The sequence below is a fragment of the Actinoplanes sp. NBRC 103695 genome (assembly GCF_030269485.1).
Classification (GTDB): domain Bacteria; phylum Actinomycetota; class Actinomycetes; order Mycobacteriales; family Micromonosporaceae; genus Actinoplanes.
Genome location: NZ_BSTL01000010.1, coordinates 261,305 through 277,424 on the forward strand (window position 1 = coordinate 261,305; position 16,120 = coordinate 277,424).

At 70.0% G+C, this 16,120-nt stretch carries 13 protein-coding genes; 10 read left to right on the forward strand and 3 right to left on the reverse strand.

Annotated elements, in window-relative coordinates:
- Positions 1-16 precede the first annotated feature (16 nt).
- The 4 genes from QSK31_RS19945 to QSK31_RS19960 are packed head-to-tail and all read left to right on the forward strand — an operon-like array spanning position 17 to position 3,475.
- Entirely contained in the window at positions 17-583 is a 567-nt protein-coding gene (locus QSK31_RS19945; protein WP_285685708.1) for a hypothetical protein, read from the forward strand.
- Positions 580-1,632 (forward strand): peptidoglycan-binding protein, encoded by a 1,053-nt coding sequence (locus tag QSK31_RS19950; protein ID WP_285685709.1) that lies wholly within the window; start codon positions 580-582, stop codon positions 1,630-1,632. Before QSK31_RS19945 ends, QSK31_RS19950 begins: the two co-directional genes overlap by 4 nt.
- 5 nt (positions 1,633-1,637) lie before the next feature.
- Positions 1,638-2,288, forward strand: coding sequence for an ABC transporter ATP-binding protein (locus QSK31_RS19955; RefSeq protein ID WP_285685823.1), 651 nt, complete (start codon positions 1,638-1,640; stop codon positions 2,286-2,288).
- A 17-nt stretch (positions 2,289-2,305) separates the two neighbouring features.
- The gene (locus tag QSK31_RS19960) at positions 2,306-3,475 is read left to right on the forward strand and encodes an ABC transporter permease (protein WP_285685824.1); all 1,170 of its coding nucleotides are present in this window, start codon (positions 2,306-2,308) and stop codon (positions 3,473-3,475) included.
- Between the two features lie 74 nt (positions 3,476-3,549).
- On the opposite strand, the gene QSK31_RS19965 is transcribed toward QSK31_RS19960, so the two are convergent.
- Positions 3,550-4,047 carry a hypothetical protein gene (locus QSK31_RS19965; protein WP_285685710.1) on the reverse strand — a complete coding sequence of 166 codons (498 nt, stop codon included), beginning with the start codon at positions 4,045-4,047 and terminating at the stop codon, positions 3,550-3,552.
- 59 nt (positions 4,048-4,106) lie between these two features.
- Positions 4,107-5,585 (reverse strand): alpha/beta hydrolase, encoded by a 1,479-nt coding sequence (locus QSK31_RS19970; protein ID WP_285685711.1) that lies wholly within the window; start codon positions 5,583-5,585, stop codon positions 4,107-4,109.
- Between the two features lie 250 nt (positions 5,586-5,835).
- Here QSK31_RS19970 and QSK31_RS19975 point away from each other — a divergent pair, with 250 nt between their 5' ends.
- The 5 genes from QSK31_RS19975 (at position 5,836) to QSK31_RS19995 (ending at position 12,680) form a co-directional block, all read left to right on the forward strand.
- A complete protein-coding gene (locus tag QSK31_RS19975; RefSeq protein WP_285685712.1) occupies positions 5,836-6,972 on the forward strand; it encodes a PAS domain-containing sensor histidine kinase in 1,137 nt (378 codons plus the stop codon).
- Positions 6,969-8,162: a response regulator gene (locus QSK31_RS19980; protein WP_285685713.1), complete on the forward strand. Its 1,194-nt coding sequence runs from the start codon at positions 6,969-6,971 to the stop codon at positions 8,160-8,162. Before QSK31_RS19975 ends, QSK31_RS19980 begins: the two co-directional genes overlap by 4 nt.
- A 42-nt stretch (positions 8,163-8,204) precedes the next feature.
- Complete coding sequence (locus tag QSK31_RS19985) at positions 8,205-8,588, forward strand: response regulator transcription factor (RefSeq protein ID WP_285685715.1); 384 nt, start codon at positions 8,205-8,207, stop codon at positions 8,586-8,588.
- Between the two features lie 184 nt (positions 8,589-8,772).
- Positions 8,773-10,422, forward strand: a complete 1,650-nt coding sequence (locus tag QSK31_RS19990; protein WP_285685716.1) for a S8 family peptidase — start codon at positions 8,773-8,775, stop codon at positions 10,420-10,422.
- Positions 10,419-12,680 carry a sensor histidine kinase gene (locus tag QSK31_RS19995; protein WP_285685718.1) on the forward strand — a complete coding sequence of 754 codons (2,262 nt, stop codon included), beginning with the start codon at positions 10,419-10,421 and terminating at the stop codon, positions 12,678-12,680. The genes QSK31_RS19990 and QSK31_RS19995 overlap by 4 nt, the downstream gene beginning before the upstream one ends.
- Before the next feature lie 5 nt (positions 12,681-12,685).
- Here the strand turns inward: QSK31_RS19995 and QSK31_RS20000 are convergent, their stop codons facing one another.
- On the reverse strand, positions 12,686-13,492 hold the full coding sequence (locus tag QSK31_RS20000; RefSeq protein WP_285685720.1) for an SAM-dependent methyltransferase: 807 nt from the start codon (positions 13,490-13,492) through the stop codon (positions 12,686-12,688).
- A 138-nt stretch (positions 13,493-13,630) separates the two neighbouring features.
- Here QSK31_RS20000 and QSK31_RS20005 point away from each other — a divergent pair, with 138 nt between their 5' ends.
- On the forward strand, positions 13,631-15,943 hold the full coding sequence (locus QSK31_RS20005; protein WP_352244462.1) for a PAS domain-containing hybrid sensor histidine kinase/response regulator: 2,313 nt from the start codon (positions 13,631-13,633) through the stop codon (positions 15,941-15,943).
- The last annotated feature ends 177 nt before the right edge of the window (positions 15,944-16,120 follow it).

A 16,120-nucleotide genomic window follows, 5' to 3' on the forward strand; every position in this document is an offset into this window, starting at 1 on the left:
TCCTTCACTGGGCGGCATGCGAAGAACACTGCTTCTCATCCCACTGTTCCTGCTGGCCGGATGCGCCGGCGATCCACAGACGCCCAACGTGGCCACGGCCGGCGGCGCCACCCCGACCGCTTCGTCGAGTGCGGCGGCCGGTGGCGACGGCGGCGACGGCGACCAGGTCAAGTTCGCCAAGTGCATGCGGGAGAACGGTCTCCCGGACTTCCCCGACCCGGACACCACCGACCCGCACCGCTTCTCGATCATGATCCCGGAGGGCTCGTCGAAGGCCACCGTGGACAAGGCGATGGCGGCCTGCAAGGCGTTCACGCCGAACGGTGGTGAGCGGCGCAAGGCCGACCCGGCGATCACCGCGCAGCTGCGCAAGCTCTCCCAGTGCATGCGGGAGAACGGTTTCCCGGACTTCCCGGATCCCGGCGAGGACGGCGGCATCCAGATCGAGAACAAGGGCGGCACGGGCATCGACCCGGACAGCGCCGAGTTCAAGAAGGCCGAGGAGACATGCAAGCAGTTCAAGCCGTCACCGCCGCCGGGCAGCGGCGGCGAGGGCAAGTCGAACAGTTCGGACGGCGAGTGAAACGGGCGGGAGTGGTGGTGGCCGCCGTCGTCACGGCCGGTGCGGCCACCGCGGCGGTCCTCGTGGCCGGGCTGCCGGAGGCGGAGGGCGGCAGCACCGACCCCGGCGCGACCCCGCCGGCCACGGCCACCGTTGCGCGCGGCACGCTGATCGACAGCGAGGACAAGAGCGGAGACCTGGGGTACGGGGACACGACGGCGATCTCCGCCCGGTCGAACGGGACGCTGACCAGGCTGCCCGGCGCCGGCGCCACCCTGACCCGGGGCAAGGCCCTCTACCGCCTGGACAACAAGCCGGTCGTGCTGCTCTACGGGTCGCTGCCCGCGTACCGGGAACTCCGCTCCGGCCTGGAGGGCGCCGACGTCAAACAGCTGGAACAGAACCTGTGGGCGCTCGGCTACCGCGGCTTCACCGTGGACAAGGAGTACACGTCGTCCACCGCGGAAGCCGTCGAGGAGTGGCAGGACGACCTGGGCCTCACCGAGACCGGCCGGGTCGACCCGGCCCAGCTGGTGATCGCCCCCGGCCCGGTACGCGTGGACAGCCTCGCCGCGGCCAAGGGCGACGTGGTGCAACCGGGCGCCGCCGTGCTGAACGTGACCGGCACGACGCGCGTGGCCGCGGTCCGGTTGGAGGTCGACGACCAGCGGCTGGTCAAGGTCGGCGCGCCGGTGCGGATCACCCTGCCGGACGGCAGCGAGGTCGGCGGCCGGATCGCGTCCAGCGAGAGCGTGGTGGTTCCGGGCGAGGGCCAGGAGCCGGACAGCACCGCCCTCGACGTGACCGTCGCCTTCGACAAGGGCAAGGCGCCGAAGAGCCTGGGCGCGGCGTCGGTCACGGTGGCGTTCACCGCCGCGCAGGCCAAGGACGTGCTGACCGTGCCGGTGGGCGCGTTGCTGGCGCTCGCCGAGGGCGGCTACGGCGTCGAGGTCGTGGAGGGCTCGACGAGCCGGATCGTCGCCGTCGAGACCGGCATGTTCGCCGACGGCAAGGTCGAGCTCCAGGGGGGCGGCGTCGCCGAGGGCACGGTCGTGGGGGTGCCGTCGTGAGCGGCGTGATCGACCTGGAGCGGGTCAGCAAGTCCTACCCGGGCGGCGTCACCGCGCTCGACGACGTCAGCCTGCGGGTCGAGCACGGTGAGTTCGTCGCCATCGTCGGCCCGTCCGGCTCCGGCAAGTCGACCATGCTGCACCTGATCGGCACGTTGGACAGGCCTTCAACCGGCAAGATCCACATCGATGGGTACGACGTGAGCGTGCTGTCCGACCGCCAGCTGTCGGCTCTGCGCGCCCAGCGGATCGGTTTCGTCTTCCAGCACTTCCACCTGGCGGCCGGGCGGGACGTCGTGTCCAACGTGGCCGACGGTCTGCTCTATGCGGGCGTACCCGACAAGGAGCGCAAGCGGGCCGCCGAGGCCGCCCTGATCCGGGTCGGCCTCGGCGACCGCCTCACCCACCGGCCGCACGAGCTCTCCGGCGGCGAACGGCAACGCGTCGCGGTGGCCCGGGCGGTGGTCGGCGAGCCGACGCTGCTGCTCGCCGACGAACCCACCGGCAACCTGGACACCGCCTCCGGGACCGCGGTGATCGAGCTGCTCAGCGAGCTGCACGCGGCCGGGACCACGGTCCTGCTGATCACGCACGACCTGTCGATCGCGGCGTCGCTGCCCCGGCAGGTGCCGATGCGGGACGGGAGGGTGGTCTAGTGCTGTCGCCCTCCCTGATGCGTCCGCGGGACGTGGTGCGCGTCGGCGGTACCGGGCTGCGGGCCCGGCCGATGCGGGCCTTCCTGTCCGCGCTGGGCATCGCGATCGGCATCGCGGCCATGGTCTCGGTGGTCGGCATCTCCGCGTCCAGCGCCGCCGAGCTGGACCAGCGGCTGGCCGCGCTCGGCACCAACCTGCTGACCGTGGGCCCGGGCAAGACGATGTTCGGCGACGACGCCTACCTGCCCGACGAGTCGGTCGGCATGATCGGCCGGATCGGGCCGGTCCAGCAGGTCGCGGCGACCGGGACGGTTGCGGGCGCCAAGGCGTTCCGCAACGACCGGATCCCCGCGGCCGAGACCGGAGGCCTGACCGTACGAGCGGCCGGCCTCGACCTGCCGGCGACGGTCGGCGCCACGCTGCGCTCCGGCGTCTGGCTGAACGCGTCGACGGCCAGGTACCCCGCGGCGGTGCTCGGCGCCGAGGCCGCGGCCCGCCTCGGCATCGGGCGGATCGGGGTGAACGTGCTGCTCGGCGGCCGATGGTTCACCGTGGTCGGGGTGCTGCGGGCGGTGCCGCTGGCGCCGGAACTCGACACCGCGGCGCTGATCGGCTGGCAGGCCGCCCTCGACTACCTGAGCTTCGACGGGCATCCGACGACCGTCTACACGCGAGCCGACGACGCCCAGGTCAAGGCCGTCCAGGCGGTGCTGGCGGCAACCGCGAACCCGGGGTCGCCGAACGAGGTGGAGGTGTCCCGGCCGTCCGACGCGCTCGCCGCCCGGGAGGCCACCGACCAGACGTTCACCGCGCTGCTCCTTGGGCTGGGTGCGGTCGCGCTGCTGGTCGGCGGGATCGGGGTCGCCAACACGATGGTGATCTCGGTGCTGGAACGGCGGCCGGAGATCGGGCTGCGACGTGCCCTGGGCGCGACCCGCGGCCAGATCCGCACCCAGTTCGTCGCGGAGTCGCTGATGCTGTCACTGCTCGGCGGGGCCGGGGGCGCGCTGCTCGGCTCGGTGGTGACCGGCGGGTACGCGACGCTGCAGGGCTGGCCGGCGGTCGTACCCGCCTGGGTCCTTGCCGGAGGGGTGGCCGCGACCGTGCTGATCGGGGCGCTCGCGGGCCTCTACCCGGCGGTCCGCGCGTCCCGGCTCGCCCCGACGGAGGCCCTGGCCAGCGTCTGACCCCGCACGGCGGGCAGGACATCCGGCTTTCGGGGGAAGCCGGATGTCCTGCCTGGTCGCCGGCCGAACTTCGCTCAGCCGAACTTGAGGGTGTAGCCGGCGGCCTTGCAGGAGGACTCGACGTCGCCGGCGGCCTTGGTGAGTGCGTCGCCGTCGGCCGCCTTCACCGGGTCGGGGGCGGCGGCGGCCTTCTCGAGCTCCGCGATCATCGTGGTGGTGGCCTTGGCGACCTTGCTGTCGCCCGCCGCCAGGTTGTTCATGCTGCCGGCGAAGTCGGACAGGATGGTGCGGTAGGTCTCCGGGTTCTGGGCGTCGCCGGACTGGATCTTGGCGAGCAGGTCGGCCTTGAACTTGTCGCCGGACGTCTTGATGGCGGCGCAGCGTTCCTTGTCGGAGGTGCCGCCACCCTGGCTGTCGCCCGCCGACGCGGGCGGCGACGGTGGGATGGAGACCGGCGCCTTGGTGGACGGCGTCGAGGCGGCGGTCGGCGGGTCGCTCTTCTCGCCGCAGGCCGCGAGGCCCAGCACGGAGACACTGATCAGGATCACTGAGGCGGAACGAAGAAGCTTCACGGCCGCCGAACGTAGCGGATCGCGCCCGCCCGTGGGGGGCGGGCGCGATCCGCATCCGGTCAGCGGGTCAGCTGACCGGTCAGCGGGTTGATCAGGCTCTTCTTGTTCTTGTTGGCGGTGGTGGGGAAGACGGCCGGGCAGTGGGTGCCTGCCGGGGGTGTCTGCAGCGTGACGAGGTAGGTGTCGATCGCGGCGCGGGCGCACGGGCTCAGCCAGTAGTCGCCGTGCCCGACACCGTCGTAGGTGACGAAGGTCGCGCTCGGCAGCTGCGCCGCCAGGCTCTGACCCCACTCGTACGGGGTGGCGATGTCGTACCGGCTGTTGGTCATCAGGATCGGCGGAAGTTCCGGCGACGCGTTGAGCCGGTGCGGCGGGTTGACCACCGCGCCGGGCCAGTTCTGGCAGCCGGTGAGGTCGGTCCAGGCCAGGGGGTTGAGCTTGGTGTGCGGCGCGAGCTTGGCCAGCCGGCCCTTCAGCGCGGCGACGGCCCAGTACGGCCGGGTGTCGAAGATGAAGTCCTGGCACATCACCGGGCGGTAGCCCAGCTCGACCGGCTCGCCACGCCTCTCGCTCCGGCTTCCGCCGCCCAGTTGCTCGAGGTACTGGGCGAACTCGAACCAGTCGGCCGGGTCGTACATGTAGCCGAACGTCGTCCAGAGGAGGTCGGTGCTGTCCGTCTCGGCGTACAGCTCATCGAAGTAGGCCGGAATGTCCTCGCCGTGCAGCGCGCACGTCGGGGTTCGTCCGCACCACGCGGCGAACTGGAGGAACGAGCCCTCCATGGCGGTCGCTTCCCACTTCTGGTAGTTCCAGATGTCCAGGCTGTGGTCCATGTTGGAGTCGATGACCAGGCCGCGGATCCGGTCCGGGAAGAGCTCGGCGTACTGCTGGCCGATCATCGTCCCGTACGAGACGCCGTAGTAACTGATCTTGCTCTCGCCGATCGCGGCGCGCACCGCGTCCATGTCCCGCACCACGCTGGTCGTGTCGACGTGCCGTGCCAGCGGCCCGCTCAGCTGGTCGCAGCTCTCGCCCAGCGCGCGGTTGGTCCGGCGCAGCCGCTCGTACTCCACGGCCGACGACGGGAAGGACTGCTGGTCCTGCGCAACGGCAAGATCACCATCGCAGAGTACGGGCTTGCTGCGGGCCTGCCCGCGGGGGTCGAAGCTGACGAAGTCGAACTGGTCGATCAGCTGTGGCGAGAAGGAGGACTCGGCCCCGTAGACGAACGAGACGCCCGATCCGCCGGGGCCGCCGGGGTTCACGAAGAGCGAGCCGACGCGCTTCGCGGGGTCGGCGGCGGGCAGCTTGGCCAGGGCGAGCTGGAAGGTGGCGCCGCCCGGCTGGGCCCAGTCCACCGGCACCGTCAGGGTGGCGCACACGAGGCGTGCGGGCAGGTCGTCGTCCGCGTCCGCGCACGGACCCCAGGTGACACCGGCGGCGCTCGGTGCGGCTTGCGCAACGCTCGGTGCGAAGCCGGCGGCGAGGGCCAGCACACCCGCTCCGGCGATCAATCGAAAGGTGCGGTTACGTCGCATGCGCCATTCGACCACATCGATACAACGCCGACGGTCCGCGGATAGGGGCCGTCCAGGCCTCAGGTAAGACCGCGGCCGGCCGAACGGGAAGAGGGAGGAGTATCCACAGCCCCGGTCGCTGAGGAGTGCGAGTGTGTCTGGACATCGAACGCCTCGGATGACCTCAGGTCGTGATGACACCTCGACCCGGCACGCTCTTTCGCCGCCCAGCGTCGATGTGGCGGTCCTTGCCGCAGCGGTACCCCACGGCATGTGGGTCACATCCGTCCCGGGTGACATCGTCTATACCAATCCGCGCGCCCGGGATTACACCGGGCAGCAAGGTTCCCGGTGGGACTCGATCGTCCATCCCGACGACGTCGAGGCGCTGCGGTGCGGCTGGGAGGCCGCCCGCCTCGAGCCGGAAGCGCATGTGGCCGAATGCCGGATCAAGCGGACAGACGGATCGTTTCGCCGGCACAGCGTGAGCTTCACGCCGGTGTGCGTCGACGACGGCCGGCTCCAGCAGTGGATCGTGATCGCCACGGACGTCGAGCAGAACGCGGAGGCCCGACGCGCCGAGGTCGAAGCCCGCCACGCCCTGAAACTGGAATCGCTGGGCCGCCTCTCCGCCGGCCTGGCACACGAGATCAACACGCCCATCCAGTTCGTCGGGGACAACACCCGGTTCCTGGCAGAGGCCTACCAGGACATGCTGGACCTGCTGTTGGTGTATCGCGCGTGCCTGGCGCCCACCACGGGTGAGGTGAACTGGGACGAGCGGATCCGGCGGGCGCATGAGGCTGAGATCAAGGCGGACATCGAATACCTCGCCATCGAGATTCCGCATGCGGTCAGTCAGAGCCTGGAGGGCACCGAGCGGGTGGCGTCGCTGGTGCGGTCGATGAAGTCGTTCAGTTACAAGGACTCCACCGAGCAGGCTTACGCGGATCTGAACGAGGCGATCCGGTCCACCGTCACCGTCGCGCGCAACGAGGTCAAGTATGTCGCCGATGTGGTCCTGCAGCTGGGTGAGCTGCCCGACGTACGGTGCCACCTCGGCGATCTGAACCAGGTCTTCCTCAACCTTCTGGTGAACGCCGCCGACGCCTTGACGGACAAGGATGAACGGGGCGAGATCCGGATCAGTTCGGCGACGGACGGCCCCGCCGCGGTCATCAGATTCTCCGACAACGGGCCGGGCATTCCGGAGGACATCCAGCAGTCGATCTTCGAGCCCTTCTTCACCACCAAGGGGATCGGCAAGGGCACCGGGCAGGGGCTCGCGCTTGCCCGCGCGGTGATGGAGAAACACGGCGGATCGATCGGGATGCGATCGGTGATCGGCGAGGGTACCGAGTTCATCCTGCGGCTTCCGATCGACGGCAAGCAGAACGCCTCGGTATGAGTAAGCCCTCAGTCCTGTTCGTCGATGACGAGCCGTCGATCCTGGACGGGCTTCGTCGCTCGCTGCGGGGCAAACGTGGCGCGTGGGAGATGTCGTTCGCCACCGGTGGCGTGGAGGCCCTCGAACTGCTCGGGACGTCGCCGTGCGACGTGGTCGTGTCCGACATGCGGATGCCGGGCATGGACGGCGCCGAGTTGCTCACCCACGTCAGCGAACGTCACCCGCAGGTCGGCCGGGTCGTGTTGTCCGGGCACATCGAACCGGACGCGACGATTCGCGTGTCGGTCGCCGGCCATCGCTTCCTCACCAAGCCGTCCAAGGCGGAGGACGTGGTCGCGGTGATCGAGCAGATGTTGGCCCGGACCTCCCAGAGCCATGACAGCGCGGCCCGGCGCATCGCCGGCGGTGTCCGTGCCATTCCCGCCCTGCCGGCGCACGCTGAACGAATCGTCGCCCTTCTCGGCCCGGACGTCGACCTGTCGCTCGCCGCGCGGACGGCGATGCACGATGTCGGGCTGACCGCCAAGCTGCTCCAGCTCTCGAATTCTCGGTTCTTCGGTTCCCGGCCACGCAACTCCTCGGTCGAGTCGATAGCCCACTCGATGGGTCTCCCGATGGTGCAAGCGGTGGTCGGCGCCGTGTGGGCGTTGCAGCCCACCACGGATTGGGCCCCGGCGATCGAACGGCACCTCGAGGCCGCTTGGCGGCATGCGGTGGCGACGGCTCGCCTGGTCGAACTCGTCGCCTCACCGGCCAACCGGCCGCATGCGCAGGCCGCGGCTCTTCTGCAGGACGTGGGGCGGCTGATCTGCCTTGCCGCGGTGGCCGACGGCCGGGGCGCGAGGGTCGACCTCGCCGCTCAGACGCGCGACGACGTTCCGTTCCGCGACGTCGGCGTGGAACTGCTGCATCTGTGGGGTCTGCACCCGCCGATCATCGCCGCGGTGGCGCAGCGCGACACACCGCAATCGCCGGACACTTCCGGGCTGGGGGTGGCCGCGTCGATACGGACCGCCCATCTGCTGATCCAGGAGACCGAGTCGGCCTGCCCGGGCGCCGGCACCCACGATGAGGAACTGGCTCACCTGCTGTCCCATCCGCAACTACGGGCCCAGGGCATCGACTGGCGCGCGGCCGCCGACGAGGCTTCGCGCGATGCCGGCCAGTGGGACGACGACCGCAGTCGATGATCATCGGCGCCGCCGCGGCGGCTCGATCGGGGAAGAGGAGTCATGGCACGCATCCTGGTGGTCGACGACGACCCGGCGATCCGGCAACTTCTGATCGACGTGCTGGAGATGGACGGGTACGAGGTCAGCGTCGCCGTGGACGGGTTGGCCGCCGTTCGTGCGGTGGAGGCGTCCAGCCCCGACTTCGTGGTGCTGGACGTGATGATGCCGGGACTCGACGGCTTCGGGGTGCTGAGCGCCATCCGTGCCCAACCTGGCGAACCGGTGCCCGTCCTCATGCTGACCGCCGCGGCTGAGGCGGATGCCGACGCACGTGCTTGGGCGAGCGGTGTGGACTACTACCTCGCCAAGCCGTTCACCCCGGACGCGGTGCTGGACCTGATCGACGGCGTGCTGAACGACCAGGCGGGCGCCAACGACCGATGACGACGGTCGACCGGAACCGGAGGCGATCCTGCTCATGACGGCCGCGGACCGGCCGATAGGGGTCACCCGAGACAGCAGCCGATTCGCGCTACTTCTCCACACCCCCCTCGACTACTTACAGTGACTGGGAGATTGCAGCATGAGACTGAGCTGCTTATCAATGACCGCTGGAAACCGCAGGCGCATGGCGACGGTCATCGCTGCGGCGCTGGCCGTCACCGGCCTCCCGGTCGCCGCCGGCGCGCATCCGGTCGCCGCCGCGTGGCGGGATGTGGTGGTCACCGGCTCGGACGCCGACGGGGCCGCACGTGCGGTCGAGGCGGCCGGCGGCCGGGTGGTGGCCAAGCTACCGGTCGTCCGCGGCGTTGCCGCTCGACTGGCGCAGGGCAGCACCCTCGACCCGGCGTGGTCGATCGCACCCGAGCGTGAGATCACCGTGGCCGAAGCGGCGACACCGGGCGGTACGGCCGGCGGGGTGGCCGTACGCCAGATGCTCGGTCTGCCCGCGGACGGCAACGAAGGACGTGGGGTGACGGTGGCCGTGGTGGACACCGGTATCGCCGACGTGCCCGACCTCGCCGGGCAGGTGGCCGACCGGGTCGACCTGACCGATACCGGCACCGGTGACGGCTACGGACACGGAACGTTCATGGCCGGCCTGATCGCCGCCTCGGGCAGGGCCTCGGGAGGCGCCTACCGCGGCGTCGCGCCCGGCGCGAAGCTGATCGACGTCAAGGTCGCAGACGCCGACGGGCGTACCGACCTCACCACCGTGCTCCGCGGCCTGCAGTGGGTCAGCGACCATCGCGAGGACGTGCAGGTCGTCAACCTGTCGCTGTCCTCGAACAGCCCACTGCCCTACCAGATCGACCCGTTGACGCAGGCCCTCGAATCGCTGTGGCACCAGGGCGTCATGGTGGTCGTGCCGTCGGGGAACGACGGCCCGGGCACCGGCACGGTGACCTCCCCGGGCAACGACCCGCTGCTGCTGACCACGGGTGGCCTTGATGCCGAGGGAACGGCCGGCCGTGGCGACGACGTGGTCGGTACCTGGTCGGGGCGCGGACCCACCTGGCAGGGCGACGCCAAGCCCGACCTGGTAGCCGTCGGCGGTCACGTGGTGAGCCTGCGCTCGCCGGGCAGCGTGGTCGACAAGGGCAACCCGCAGGCCCGGGTCGGCAACGGCTACTTCCGCGGTTCCGGGACGTCGATGGCCGCGGCGGTGACCTCCGGCGTCGCCGCGGGTGCCCTCGCCGTCCAGCCCCGGCTGCGGCCGGACGCGGTGAAGAACCTGCTCACCACCACGACGTACGCCAGTGCCGGGTTGAGCCGGGCGGACGGCGGCGGCGCGGGTGGCCTGGACGCTTCTCGAGTGCTCAGGTCCGCGTCCGGCTGGCGCGTCAGCAAGGCGCAGAAGCAGTACGACGACGACACCGCCACGATCGGGCGCGACGCGAGCCGGTGGGCGGCGTTCTCGAAGGCCGTCGTGGACGGCGACACGGATGGCGCCGAACGGGCCTGGAAGAAGCTGACCCCGGGGTCTCGGGACTGGGCCGCCCGGGCCTGGGCGCAACTCGACCCGGCAGCGCGGGCCTGGGCAGCGCGTGCCTGGGCAGCGCGCGCCTGGGCCGGCGACGACGGTGAGTGGGCGGCCCGGGCCTGGGCGGCTCGGGCGTGGGCCGCGCGAGCCTGGGCGTCGGACGACTGGGCGGCACGCGCCTGGGCCGGCTCCGATTGGACCGCCCGCGCCTGGGCCGCCGACGACTGGACGGCGCGGGCCTGGGCGGCCGACCGATGGGCCGCCCGCGCCTGGGCGTGGATGCCCCTGTCGTGAGCACGGTTCCGTCACGCGCCGGCCGCCCGGGTTTGTCCCGGGCGGCCGGCGCCGTGCGTTCACAGCTGGGCGATCCGATCCTGCGCCGGGTGGTGGCGGTCGTCCTGCTGGGCTCCGGGCTGGCCACCATGGTGATCCTGGGACTTTCCGAGCACGGCAGCGTCTTGCGCGGGCTCGGTGTGCCGACGGCGTTGCTTCTGCCCGGCCTGACGGTGCTGACCTGCCTCGCCGAGATGACCGTCGTGCGACTGCGGCACGGGGAGGCCGTCGAGGAGCTCAGCCTCTACGAGGTCGCGCTGATCATCGACGTCCTGCTCCTGTCGCCCCGGGACGCCCTGATCGCCGCGGCCGGCGGGCTGATGTTCGCCAGCGGACTGCAGCGGCGGCCAGTCGTGAAGGCGCTCTTCAACGTCGGGACCTACACGGCCGCCACGTCTGTACTGATCATCATCGTGCATCTGGTGGCCGGCACCCCCGGCGTGATGACCCTGCACGTGCTCGTCGGCGTGGTGGTCGCAACGATCGCCTTCACGATGGTGAACCTCTTCTGCCTGGCGCAGATCCTGGGCGTCATCAACTCCCAGCCGCCCTGGCTGATCGTCCGCTCGGAGGCCCGGCTGTCCGGATACATGGCCATCGGGACGGTCGCGACCGGGCTGACCACCACGGAGATCGCGCTGCACGCACCATTGCTGCTGCCGTTCATGGCGATGCCCGCTCTCGCGGTCACCTACGCATACCGGGCGGCGGCACGGGAAGCCGAGGAGCGTTCCCGGTCCGGCTGCCTGCTTCAGCTTTCCCACGCGCTCGCCGAGCGCGAGGATGTGGTGCGCCACTTCGTCGTCCTGGTCCGGGAGGCCTTTGGCGCCGACCTGGCCGTCGTGATGCTGGAGAACGACGACGTGGCGCTTTCGGTGGAGGACGACGCCCCTGGTTCGCTGCGGCACGGCCCGATTCCGCCCCACCTCGCTGGTCTGCGCCGGATCGACGGTCCGGTGGATCTGTCCGAGGACCTGCCCGCAGGCCTGCGCCGGATGGTGGTCGTCCCGATCCAGGGCGGCGGCCGCCGGTTCGGTACGGCGGCGTTCGCCGTCCATCGCCGCGATCGCGGATGGATGACGACCGGCGACATCAGCTTGCTGGCCTCACTGGCCAGTGCTCTCGCCGTGGCCATGCGCGGCGCCGAGCACCTGGACCGGCTCGTGGACGAGACCAGCAAACTGCAGGCCGTCGTCGAGCAGTCCGCCGAGGGCATCATGGTGATCGACGGCGACGGGTTGGTCCAGATGTGGAGCCGGGCGCTGGCCGAGATGACCGGCATCGACGCGGCCGACGCGGTCGGCCGGGCGGTCACCGATGTCCTCGACGTGCCCGTCGAGGACGAACAGATGCTGCTCATGCCGGTGTCGGTGGCGCAGCCGAAGGCAGTCTCCGAACTCACCGTCCGTCGCCCCGACGGGGAGCAACGCCGCCTGCGTCTGGCCCATTCGGCAAACTTCACTCTCGCCGCTCTCGTCCGCGACGTGGTGGTGATCAGCGACCTGACCCGCGAATACCGCACCGAGCGGCTCAAATCCGACTTCATCGCCATGGTGTCGCACGAGCTGCGGACGCCGCTGACGCCGATCATCGGCTATGTCGATCTGCTGCGTAAGCGGGGGGAGCGGATGACTCCCCAGAAGCGACTGGACGCGTTGAACCTGATCGGGGACCGCGCCGGGCACCTCTCCCGGCTGGTGGAGGATCTGCTGCTCGCCTCGCGGTTCGGTGACAACCCGGACGACATCTCCCTGCACGTGTCCTCAGCGGCTCACGATCTATGCGCGCTGGTCACTCAAGCCGCCCGGGATCTGGGTTCGGCCCGCGTCCGGGTGGACCTGCCACAGATGCCCGTTTCTGCCCATTGCGATGCGGGGCGCACGTTGCAGGTGCTCGCCAACCTGATCGGCAACGGTCTCAAGTACTCCGCGGAGGACACCGAGGTGCGGGTCGGCCTTCGGTTCGACGAGACCCGCGTGCACGTCGACGTCCGGGACCAGGGCTACGGTATTCCGACCGACCAGCTCGACAAGGTCTTCGAGAAGTTCCACCGGGTGGAAGATCCCATGACGATGAGCACCAGCGGCACCGGCCTGGGTCTGTTCATAGCCCGCCGGCTGGCCCGCGCGATGGACGGTGACGTCAGTGTCGTCTCGACCCTGAACACCGGATCGGTCTTCACCCTGTCCCTGACGTACGGAGAGCTCCGACCGGAATAGCGGTCTCACGACTTGACAGCCACCCCGGCAAGGGTGATGTAGGCGGCCGGGTCGTCGACTTCGGGATCCGCGGGATCCGGATGCCATCGAGGTCCGTAGACGATTCCCGGGTCGAGCAGATCCCAGCCGTCGAAGACGGCCGCCAGTCCGTCGGTGTCGCGCAGGACCAGCGGTGTCCCGGTGCGGTTGTACAGCTCCGCGATCCGGGCCAGCGCGTCCGGGTGGGCGCTACCCGTGGCATGGGACACGACAAGGTAGCTACCTGGTGCGACCTGGTCGCGGTAACGCCGTAACGCCGCGGTCAGGGCGGGGCTGCTGGGAACGAAGTGCAGCACTGCGATCATGAGGACGCAGATCGGCTCATCGAAGTCGAGTATCTCGCGCAGCTGAGGGTCGTCCAGAATCGCCGACGGATGCTGCAGGTCACCTCGCACCGCGACGGTGCGAGGCACGCCCGCCAGGATGTCACGCGCGTGCAGCACCGCGGTGGGTTCCAGATCTACGTACACGACCCTGGCGTCAGGCAGGATGTCGGCGGCTACCTCGTGGACGTTGCCCTCGGTAGGTATCCCCGAACCGAGGTCCAGGAACTGCCGGATGCCGGCGTCGGCGGCGAATCGGACTGCGCGGCGCAGAAATGCACGATTCGCCCTCATGATCTTCGGCAGCTCCGGCACGAGCTCGAGGGCGCGTTGAGCCACTGCCCGGTCGGCGGCGAAGTTGTGGGTACCACCGAGGAAACTGTCGTAGATGCGGGCGGCGCTGGGCCGGTTGGGATCGATTCCGGCCGATAGTGGGGGTTCGGTACTCATCTGCTGGCCCTTTCATTTAGTTGCTATTCGCCCCAATTATGGCTATTTCCGGTACTCCTCACCTTACGTGCGGTAAAAAGGATGCGCTGGTGCTCATGGCCGAGGTGTCGCAGGCCGCACCGGAAAACGGAGGAGATCGTGGAGTCCTTCGGGTCGCTGGCCGCGATGTTGCTGCACGCCGCGCCGGACGCGGTGATCATCAGCCGGTCCGACGGCACGATCATGATGGCGAACCGGCGCGCCCACGAGATGTTCGGCTATCCGCCGGACGGATTGCTCCGCGAATCGATCGATGCGCTGGTACCCGACGATGTCCGTGCCCGGCACCCGGCGCTGCGTGGGGGATACCTCGGCAGCGCGCACCCTCCGCTGCGCCGGTTGGCGTTGCGTGGTTGCCGTCGTGACGGCGCCAACTTCGCCGTCGAGGTGTCGCTGTCCGTGCTGGCCTCACCGGAAGGCGAGACGCTCGTGACCGCGGTGCTGCGTGACGACACCGCGCACAGGGGGGCGGAACAAGCTCGAGCGTTGCTCGCCTCCATCGTGCAGTCGTCGCACGACGCCATCGTCACGACCGATGTCGCCGGCGCCGTCCTGTCCTGGAATCCGGGCGCCGAAATGCTGTACGGCCACGAGGCGGCCGCCATGCTCGGCCGGTCGATCGACGTCATCGTGCCAGTGGACAGACGCGCCGACGAGGCGGAGATTCGGACGCTCGTCCGCGTCGGTGGCCGCGTGGACCGCTACCGCACCGTCCGGGTCCGCGCCGACGGCAACCCGATCGCCGTGTCCCTCCTGGTGTCTCCCTTACGCGATGCCGATGACGCCATCGTCGGCATCACGACCACCGCGCGCGACATCAGCGAGCGGGAACGCACCGAAGCACACGTGCAGGCGGTCCTCGACGCGGCGCCGGACGCGTTGCTCGGCGTCGACGAGGACGGCCGGGTGGTACTGGTCAACGCCGAGGCGGAGCGCATGTTCGGCATTCCCCGTCACGACCTGATACATCTGCCGGTGCGGTCGCTGCTGCCGGAAGGACTTCCCGCGACCTCGGCGGTGCTGCGCACCAAAGGCGACGCCACCGTCCTCGACATCGAACACGTCACAACTCCGTCGGACGCCGGCGCGGCGTGGGCCGGCCGCGCCGCGCTACGCCGTGGCGGCGACCGGTTGCCCGTCGAGATCGTGTGCAGCGCCCTGCACACCGACGACGGCTTGGTCATCGTGGCCGCCATCCGCGACATCACCGACCGGCTCGCCGCTCAGGCGGAACAGCAGCGGTTACGCGACGAGACGGAACGACAGCGGGCCGAGGCCGGCATGCAGCGCACCCAACGCCTGGAAAGCCTCGGCCAGCTGGCCGGCGGCATCGCCCACGACTTCAACAACCTGCTCGCCGTCATCCTGAACTACGCCACGTTCATCGTCGAGGACGCCGCGGCCACACCGCACGCCGACGACGCCGAGCAGATCGTCCGGGCCGCGCGACGCGGAAGCGACCTCACCCATCAACTCCTCGCGTTCGCCCGGCGGGAGGTGATCCGGCCCCGGCCGTTGGACGTCAACACGGTCATCGCAGAGGTCCACCAGATGCTGCGGCGTTCCATCGGCGAACACATCACCCTCACCGCCGGCCCTCCGACCGACGTGCCGGCAGTCATGGCCGATCCCGGCCAGCTGGAGCAGGTCCTCGTCAACCTCGCCGTCAACGCCCGCGACGCCATGCCGGCCGGCGGGGATCTCACCATCGATACCGCGGCCGTCGACGTCGACACCGACCACGCCGCGGCTCGCGCCGGGCTCAACCCCGGCCGCTATGTCCGCGTCCGGGTATCGGACACCGGTGAAGGCATGCCCAAGGATGTCATCGAGAAGGCCTTCGACCCCTTCTTCACCACCAAACCCAGCGGGCAGGGCACCGGCCTCGGCCTGGCAACGGTGTACGGCATCATCACCCAGGCCGGCGGGACGGTGCAGATCTACTCCGAGCCGGGTCTCGGCACGACCATCACCCTGCTGCTGCCGGCCAGCGACGCGGCCCCCGCACCCCCGCCGCAGGCCACCACGGCCGGCGATCTCGACGGCCACGGCGAGACCATCCTGCTGGTGGAAGACGAACCTGCTCTGAGGGAGGTCGCCGAGCGGATCCTGCGCCGCGCCGGGTACTCCGTGATGGCTGCCGAAAACGGGGCCGACGCGCTGCGGAAAGCTGAGGAGCACCACGGACGCATCGACGCGCTCCTCACCGATGTGATCATGCCCGGCATGCTCGGCAAGACGCTCGCTGACACGATCGCCGTCGCCCGGCCCGAAACCAAGGTGTTGTTCATGTCCGGATACGCACAACCGATCCTGACCACCCACGGGACCCTCGCCGCCGGCGTCCATCTGCTGGAGAAGCCATTCACCAGCACCGAACTGCTGACTGCCCTGCGTCACCAACTGCACTGACGCCGTACCGACCGAGGCTCTCGGAGCACGGGAAAGAAATCCGAAACATTGACGACATGCACTGTTCACACCTACAGTCCAGGCACGAGAGAGCGCTCTCACAGGCGGCTGCCGCCGGTCGAAAATAGTGGAGGCGTGAATGGGATCGGTCGTCCTACATACGGAATCAGGCGGTGC

Coding starts and splice junctions, on each gene's coding strand:
- QSK31_RS20000 (WP_285685720.1), bottom strand. CDS start 13,492: ATGAGTACCGAACCCCCACTATCGGCCGGAATCGATCCCAACCGGCCC.
- QSK31_RS19970 (WP_285685711.1), bottom strand. CDS start 5,585: ATGCGACGTAACCGCACCTTTCGATTGATCGCCGGAGCGGGTGTGCTG.
- QSK31_RS19990 (WP_285685716.1), top strand. CDS start 8,773: ATGGCGACGGTCATCGCTGCGGCGCTGGCCGTCACCGGCCTCCCGGTC.
- QSK31_RS19945 (WP_285685708.1), top strand. CDS start 17: ATGCGAAGAACACTGCTTCTCATCCCACTGTTCCTGCTGGCCGGATGC.
- QSK31_RS19960 (WP_285685824.1), top strand. CDS start 2,306: ATGCGTCCGCGGGACGTGGTGCGCGTCGGCGGTACCGGGCTGCGGGCC.
- QSK31_RS19985 (WP_285685715.1), top strand. CDS start 8,205: ATGGCACGCATCCTGGTGGTCGACGACGACCCGGCGATCCGGCAACTT.
- QSK31_RS19980 (WP_285685713.1), top strand. CDS start 6,969: ATGAGTAAGCCCTCAGTCCTGTTCGTCGATGACGAGCCGTCGATCCTG.
- QSK31_RS19975 (WP_285685712.1), top strand. CDS start 5,836: ATGTGGGTCACATCCGTCCCGGGTGACATCGTCTATACCAATCCGCGC.